Origin of the sequence: Pseudomonas sp. Irchel s3h17 (assembly GCF_900187505.1) — a bacterium.
Lineage (GTDB): Bacteria > Pseudomonadota > Gammaproteobacteria > Pseudomonadales > Pseudomonadaceae > Aquipseudomonas.
In genome coordinates this window covers 15412-21016 of record NZ_FYDL01000030.1, presented here as the reverse complement: position 1 = coordinate 21016, position 5605 = coordinate 15412, and the positions used below count along the sequence as shown (strand labels likewise).

The window sequence follows — 5605 nt, the reverse complement described above, 5'->3', positions numbered from 1 at the left end:
AAAAAGGAAGGAAAGTATTAATATCACGCATAAGAACGCCGGTTTGTTAGATGTGTTTGCTCGCACGAACATCATCAATCAAATCGGCGTTCTTGTTTCTGTGTTTCCCGGGATTCCGTGAAGAACCAAAAATTTACTCGTTCCGCGTTCATTCAAAACTTGGCGAACCTCGAACCCTGCACCGTACTGACGGAAGCCTGCGGCGGAGCCCACTTCATGGCCTCAGGAAGTCGAAAAACTGGGACATACGCCCAAATTCATTGCGCCTCATCTCGTGCGTCCTTACGTGAAAAGCAACAAAAATGACTTTGCTGATGCCGAGGCTATTTGCGAGGCGGCGACTCGCCCAACAATGCGTTTTGTGCCTCCAAAAAATCAGGCTCAGCAGGCGCTGGCCCTGCTCAACTCGACACGCGATTCGTTCATTAAATATCGCACCGCTCGCCGGTAGCTACGGAGAAATTGGCGGGGTGAAAACCGTAACTGGTGTCCAGAATTACTTGACAAGTTCACTCCTGCGCCCCGTCAATGCTTGTTTCCACGCACATTGGGGGGGGAGCTTGCTCGGGTCGCTCAAAACGGTCCCAATCGCCGTTTTCAAACCTCGGCCTTAACAAATTGTGCAGTCGCCTCGCAGACCCCGTCGTTCGTGGCGTGCAGGCTGTTTTGCGAATCTTTAAATCTAACGCCTGTCTACCTGAGCCGTGACCGAATTGAGCCCGTGTCTAACGGATTTCAATAAAATCCGCTCAGCCAGGTCACCTCGTTGAGTGCAGGTGGTGCTGTTGCACAGGTGAACCGCTGTGTTTCAACTGCTTGTTGCTTGATCCAATTGGTCACTCCTATTGCAGGATTGCGCGATGGCCAGGCTTGAAACCATTGGCCCTGGCTAGCCAAACCACGGACAGGCCGAGCAGCGCCAATATCAGCAGGGTAGGGGGGAAAGCGCTCGGTCCCACATGCTCCAGTAACAAGCCCCCCGCGATGCCACCTCCGGCCACTGCCAGGTTGAAGATGGTGACCAGCATCGACTGCGCGACATCGGCGCCATCACCGGCGGTATCGGCAATGGCCGTCTGTAACAGCGTGGGAGCGCCACCGAATGTAAGCCCCCAGATCGCGATGCTGAGAAGCACAATGTTGGGAGAGCTGCTTGCCATTCCCAAGAGCAACGCCGCCATCGCGAAGACCGCCAGACTAAAAAGCGTCAGCACACGCAACCCACGATCCACCCACATTCCTGTGACCCCGATGCCGACGATAGAGGTAACACCGAAGAGCATAAGTACGAGGTCTATCCGCTGGCCAAGCCCCACGGAGACCAGGAATGGCGCGATGTAGGTATAAAGGATGTTGTGCGCGAGGATCCAAACGAAGATCACAATCAGTATCGAGCGCAGACCTGGGGTCAGAAGAATATTTCGGATCGATTGGCGCTGACGCTCACTTTGTCCCGGGTAGTCAGGCACGCCAAACCGGACCCACGCGAACAGTAGCAACGCGAGGGCTGACATGATCCAGAACACGCCACGCCAATCAAACAGAGTACCCAGCCAAGTGCCAAGGGGCACGCCGAGACACAAGGCCACGGGTTGACCGATACCGACCACCGCAAGGGCCCGTCCCTGAAGATCATGAGGCACCATGCGTCGTGCATAACCGGCCAACAGTCCCCATATCACGCCCGCCGCCATTCCGGCGATGAACCGAGCGACCAAGGTCAGCACATAGTGGGAGGACAATGCCGTCACGGTGTTGAACACCAGCAACCCGCCAATCGCCAGCAGAAACAACGGCCTCCTACGCCATTTTCGCGTGGCCGCAACGACCGGAATCGCCGCCAGAACCGAGCCCAAGGCATAGAGCGTCACCAACTGACCCGCCATGGCCTGGGAGACGCCAAGGTCCTGCCCGATCAGAGGCAGCAGGCCGGCGGGCATGGTTTCCGTCATGATGGTGATGAAGCCAGCCATCGTAAATGCTAACAGTCGCCACACGGGCAGTCTTTGCACCGAAGACGTCTCATCGAGACCCGGTGCTATCAATCCATTGTCGCCATGCGTACTCATTGTTGTATCCCTGATAAAGAGTTTATTTCCTGTTCCTGATCGACTGCCTGAGATTAATTCAGGCCGCAACGATGGTGCTTTTTTGATCGTTCAAGGCCTCTTGAGAAATGAACTAAAGTGCTTTGAATTTTTCTGGAACGATCATTCCAGTAATGGTCAAAAAAAACCTGACCTCTGTCAGGCTTTCACTTGATGCCTTACAACGCCCCGTCCTGCATTACAACGCGTCTATTGCGATATCGACCACATCCAGCAAGCGTTGCCGGCGGTCCTGGTGAGCACTGCCTTTACTCAATACCCGCAGGCCCTGAATCGTGTTCACGATAAAGCGTGCGAGTGCGCGAGGTTTCTTGTGCATGAGAATTTCTCCCTCTGCCTGACCACGGATGAGTGCACGCTCCAGAGCTTTCTCCAGACGCAGGAAGTTGAGAGAGACCAACTCGGCAATGGATTCGTCCTGGCCAGCCAGTTCCAGTGTGGCATTGGCCGCCAGGCATCCGCGTTTCCCGGTATCGCTGAGTTCGTCATCCACGATACTCATCAGTAGTTGCTGGATCAGGCCTTTGACCGAGCCCGATTCCTGAAGCAGCGCTACGTTCGTGGCAGTCAGATCGTGATAACGGCGCAACGCATGCTCGTACAATCCATGCTTGTTCTCAAAGGCGTTATACAGACTGCTTCGAGACAATCCCGTACCGTCGACCAGATCCTGTATCGAGGTGGCGCAATATCCAAGTTGCCAAAAAACCTGCATGGCAGCGTCGACAATTTCGTCATGCTCAAATTCTTTGGTGCGCATAGGGTGGGTCTTTTTGGAATGATCGTTCCAGAAAAATACGGGCTTCCTACTCGCTCGTCAAGGATGGCTTGATCCCGCAACTTACTCTGCATCATTGGAGGGCGCCGAGAGTACAAATCGGCAGTACCCCGAAATCACCTTCGAAGCGTCGACTGCAAATGTACCGGAACCTCATTTCTACACAGGCTCGATCGATCGCTGTTGGTCATGAGGGCAGTTCCGGGTCGCGTGCAAGCGGTCGTCACCATGGTGTGGCCGGTCAAGTCGGATGCAAGCAGTGGGTAGTCAGTGCAATAACACAATGGTGCTGACGGCAAACCGCGATACACCAACCTGGGGCACGCCCCTCTGACATAACCTGGTTGGCTGGTTGTGATGAACAAGGCTGAGCACCCCATAGAAACAAGGGCTTGCGCCTATCGACCAAACAACAACCAACCGCCGAAAAAGGGGTGGTACATACACCAGACGCGGAGCCCGAATTACCTCCTAGGCCCACTCCTTCGGGAGGACCCATTGATTATTTCTGAATGTCTGGCATGTCGTGTGAGGGCGGATGGCTTTCGAGGCTGTCTTTGCTGTTGTGCACATCTACAGCGAAAAATAGTAGCTCACGAGGGGCCACAAACGACCCAAGGCGGCCATCTGTGGTTGGTCGCCTTTTCAAAGTCCCAAGCCGACTGTAGTGGTCAACTAACCCCATACCCGACGTTAAGTTTTTTCTCGGCCTTGAACCCCGGCGCCATGTCCTCATTCACAAGCGGACTATGCAGCGCCGCGTCTTCGCGTCATCCCGCTCCCCCCTCCCAAGTAGTCTGAAACTCCCACCCCGCCTGGGAGTATCGGCCGATGTGCAACCCGTGGCGCTTATCCATAGTTGTGGCATGTACCAGAAATAGGTCCACGGTTCGGCCGCGGTCACGGGAATTGCTCGGGAGAAAGTCATGGCTATTCGCAAAAGCAACTCATCGCTAACGAGCGATGACAGTACGTCTACCTTCGTGAGCGATTCGGCTCCCTTATACACTCCGACCGTCACCACCACGGCCAGCACTCCGGTCGTCCTGGTGACAGGTGTGAACGTTACATTGGACGAAACAGCCGGGCTGCAGAACGGCACCGCCACGGCAAGCCCTGCGGGAGATGCTGACGACAATGACATTCTGGTGGCGTCCCTGCCTTCGATCTTCTCTACCCGGTTGACCGCGCTTGGGGCCGGTGCCGTAACGGCAGCTGCCTTGAGTGGCTATACGGGGGCGGTGGGCGATACGGGCAGCAATGCGTTCAGCATCAACGCTGCGCCCGGAGCAAACATTACCGATATCAGCTTCGTCGATAGCCTTGGCGCACCGCTCAATGGCCTGGACAGCGGACTGGTTACCCTCGATGGCACTCCAATCCTTCTCTATACGGATTCGAACAACAACATCGTTGTAGGTAAAGCCGGCGGCGCGATCGTGTTCGCGGCCTATATTGAAGAGACCGGATCGCCGGTCACGGGCGGCAAGGTCTGGGTCGTGCAGTTCGAACCGCTCCAGCATCCGGACGCTAGCAACCCCGACGATGCTGTCGATCTGTCGGGTATTGTTTTCATCGGCGCCAGTCAGGACTTGGTATTCAGTGTGGCCAATGCGCCTTCCGGTCAGAACCTGTTCCTGATGTTCACGACGGCGAACCCGACCGTTGTCGACGACGGTGGTGTCTTGCGGATCACGGACCCCACCATTATCGCTACCGGCAAGAACCCCGCCGACCAGTCAAGCGGCGCCAATATAAACACTGGCGACACGATCAATACCAGCCAGGCGGGAGGGCCGACCACCTTCGGCACCAACAATCAGATGATTGTGGAACAAGAGGGCATCCGCTTTTCGTTCGTCACGGGCGCCAGGCAGGATGTGACCATTCCCAACCTTAGCCAGACCGAAGCAGATGTTGAATCCAACATCGACTTTACCAGCGTCTTAAATACCAGGTCGGCCAACTTCGACGTCGTGCAGTTGCAAAGCGGCAAGAGTGCTGTCGTAAAAATCAGCGCATTCAGCACCACTGCCGAACCCGGCGTGAATTTCATCAACGGCTATGCGAACGATACGCCGGTTGACATCACCAATGTTCGCGTCATCAACATCAGCACCGGGTTGGTGATCGAGAATTCGGACGGATCGGTGAATGATCCGGCCATTGGCATCAGCTTTTCTGGCGGGGTTGCAACCATCACCGGCGTTAAAGCCGGCTACCAGATTGAATACACCACAACCGCGGATCATAACCGCGTGCTCGTCGAGAATGGGGCGGCCCTCGACGCCAAGGGTAATAACCACGCCGATTTCGATATTGGTGGCTTCACGCTGATCCAACCCTCTACCGCGACCGCCGAAATCGGCTCCAGGATTGTCTTCGAGGACGATGGGCCGAGCATTAGCACCACCGGTGAGGAGCCAACGCTGACGGTGGATGAAACGGTACTGACCACCAACGATACCCAGAGCTTTGCCGCCAACTTCAACTCGGCGTTTGGCGCCGATGGGGCCGGTACCCTGACCTATGCGCTGGGCGTGGTGGTGGGGGCCTCCGGGCTGACCGACACGGCCACCGGCGAGGCAGTGAACCTGTCGCTCAACGGCGCGGTGGTGGAGGGCAAGACGGCCACCACCGGCCTGCTGGTGTTCACCGTCAGCGTCGCCGCTAACGGTGACGTCACACTCGACCAGATTCGGGCAGTGGTGCATCCCGA

General features: G+C 56.2%; 4 protein-coding genes. 2 read left to right on the top strand and 2 right to left on the bottom strand.

The features are described 5' to 3' along the window. Positions 1-274: 274 nt before the first annotated feature. Positions 275-451 carry a transposase gene (locus tag CKW25_RS27445; RefSeq protein ID WP_371855207.1) on the top strand — a complete coding sequence of 59 codons (177 nt, stop codon included), beginning with the start codon at positions 275-277 and terminating at the stop codon, positions 449-451. A 391-nt stretch (positions 452-842) separates the two neighbouring features. Here CKW25_RS27445 and CKW25_RS25440 read toward each other — a convergent pair whose 3' ends face one another. After that, the gene (locus tag CKW25_RS25440) at positions 843-2069 is read right to left on the bottom strand and encodes an MFS transporter (protein WP_172736648.1); all 1227 of its coding nucleotides are present in this window, start codon (positions 2067-2069) and stop codon (positions 843-845) included. A gap of 217 nt (positions 2070-2286) precedes the next feature. Continuing rightward, positions 2287-2868 carry a TetR/AcrR family transcriptional regulator gene (locus CKW25_RS25435; RefSeq protein WP_095083691.1) on the bottom strand — a complete coding sequence of 194 codons (582 nt, stop codon included), beginning with the start codon at positions 2866-2868 and terminating at the stop codon, positions 2287-2289. Between the two features lie 944 nt (positions 2869-3812). On the opposite strand from CKW25_RS25435, the gene CKW25_RS27225 reads away from it, so the two are divergent. Beyond that, the coding region (locus CKW25_RS27225; protein WP_256578032.1) for a DUF5801 repeats-in-toxin domain-containing protein at positions 3813-5605 on the top strand (1793 nt) is incomplete at its 3' end.